Below are 1,911 nucleotides of genomic sequence, written 5' to 3'. Positions count from 1 at the left end.
AGTGTTAAGCTTCCTTATTTTCAGTGGGTTAACACAATGATAAGTAATGTAAAAAATTCGATACGCGGAACATATCATTCGATTAGCAAAAAGTATTTACCTCGTTATCTTGCCGAATTCTGTTTCAGGTTCAATTGGCGCTTTAACCTTAAAAAAACATTCGAACAGCTTATTTATTCATGTATCCGGGCAGCACCTATACCTGAGTATTTACTCAAGCTAGCTGAGATTCGATGGTAATCAGGAAAAGTTTTGTTTTATTGTTTGTTTTGTCTTACCGGAATTAAATAAGCGCGTTACTTCTCGATTTCCTTTGTATCCATATATAAAGAAAGAGTCGACATCACCTGCGTCAGTCACCTTGTGGCTCATAGTGAATATATCCGTAGGTTTATCGTTGACTCTAATCTCTTCAATTAGCCCGTTGTTGTCAACGATTTGTATGAAGTCATTACCGCAAACAAAAACTTTAGTTGCCGCTGTTGATGATAGTGAAAGTAAAAATAATGCTAACAAGGGAGTTTTTTTCACGACGAATACCTCTGACTTAAAAAACTATTAGGATATATCTACATAGTTGCAATGCAAAGCAAATTGTGACTATTGAGATAATCCCTCTGACTTGGTAAGTTTATTTAATCTGTTTATTCTAGGGTAGCTACAGTGGCGTCAAAAAACAAAGTGAATACAGAGGCAGCTTAAAGCCCCGCCATCGTAGCAGGACTATTCTATCTGTTATTTTTGGGACTCTATCAGCTTCTCTAAACGATCCGTTTGATTAAATTGCTTTTTTCGCAACCTTGCACTTGTAGCTTTCTCCACCATGCTCATTGACAAAGTAGCTCACGGCGTCACCAGTAAGTCGGTTGATGGCTACGTTCTGCATAGTGCGCCATTCGTCCCCACGAGACCACTCTATGCGATATTGTATTTGTTCATCTGTGACTACGGGATTAACTACACGGAAATGGGTTGAATCCCGACCTTGTGATTCCTCATCTTTCCAAACAATGACAAGGCCAGTCCATTTCGCGTTTTTACCGTTTTTAACGCAATTTGTACCGGAAAATTCTGGCCACCCTTTGACATCAAAGCAAAGCGTATTCGGGTCTGATAAATAAATTGAAGGCCAGATAGATGTAATGGTGTTACCTGGGGATTCATTTTCACAAATAATAGGAGATGCAGAAAACGCCATCATAGGTATTGATAATACTAATGCCGTAAAACTTTTTAAATATTTCATCGGTTTCACTCCGTTAATAAATTATTCATTACTTTGAATGAAACACAATTAATGAGCAATGGTTAATATTATTACGCCTCTTAATTGCGGCTTTTTTACGTCCAAAAACAGAGGTCCACATGGCTTTTATCAAAGATGCCATTTCTTCCCAGTTGGGTGGTGGTAGTGGTTCATCATGGAAATGGGTGGAACGTAAGGTGGCATCAATGGTTGCTGACATAACGACTCATTTGACAGAGGAACAGTCAAATGAGTTTAAAAAAATTTGCGAATTCCATCTTTATTGATATTAGTCCCACTATGGGAGTCCCATTTACTGCCGCATAAGCAACCTAGATAGCTGAGTTTGGTCGGGATCATGATTACGATTGGATATCACCGTGCAGGCAGTTTAAAAGGTTACAACCCCTAAGCCAAGGATGACAAATTGAAACATTTTGATACATCACAGAACAATAAGAATACAATTTTAGCAAAATCCGCCGTAAACCCTCGCCCAATGCGGGCGGTGATATAAGGCGAAAAGCCCGCAGAGCTTTCAGGTTATTAACCATCACGTTCACTGGCAGCCCGGGGGGGACACGGCCCCAAAAAGCGGTTAAAATACATAAACTATCCCGATGAGCGCTGATGATGTTAAGAGCCACCAAAGTCCGCATTTACCC

At 39.7% G+C, this 1,911-nt stretch carries 4 protein-coding genes; 2 read left to right on the top strand and 2 right to left on the bottom strand.

Annotated features, from left to right (window positions below):
- A partial coding sequence (locus EAE92_RS23965) for a transposase (RefSeq protein WP_214066812.1) occupies window positions 1-240 on the top strand: 240 nt, incomplete at its 5' end.
- Here EAE92_RS23965 and EAE92_RS23960 read toward each other — a convergent pair.
- Entirely contained in the window at window positions 241-531 is a 291-nt protein-coding gene (locus tag EAE92_RS23960) for a hypothetical protein (protein ID WP_214069845.1), read from the bottom strand.
- Window positions 532-778: 247 nt separating this feature from the next.
- Window positions 779-1,246 carry a hypothetical protein gene (locus tag EAE92_RS23955; protein ID WP_214069844.1) on the bottom strand — a complete coding sequence of 156 codons (468 nt, stop codon included), beginning with the start codon at window positions 1,244-1,246 and terminating at the stop codon, window positions 779-781.
- A gap of 119 nt (window positions 1,247-1,365) precedes the next feature.
- Here EAE92_RS23955 and EAE92_RS23950 point away from each other — a divergent pair, with 119 nt between their 5' ends.
- The gene (locus EAE92_RS23950) at window positions 1,366-1,533 is read left to right on the top strand and encodes a hypothetical protein (RefSeq protein WP_165603324.1); all 168 of its coding nucleotides are present in this window, start codon (window positions 1,366-1,368) and stop codon (window positions 1,531-1,533) included.
- The last annotated feature ends 378 nt before the right edge of the window (window positions 1,534-1,911 follow it).

The sequence above is a fragment of the Photorhabdus hainanensis genome (genome assembly GCF_018448965.1).
GTDB classification, from domain to species: domain Bacteria; phylum Pseudomonadota; class Gammaproteobacteria; order Enterobacterales; family Enterobacteriaceae; genus Photorhabdus; species Photorhabdus akhurstii.
The sequence above is the reverse complement of the archived record's forward strand: the minus strand, read 5'-3'. Positions and strand labels throughout refer to the sequence as shown.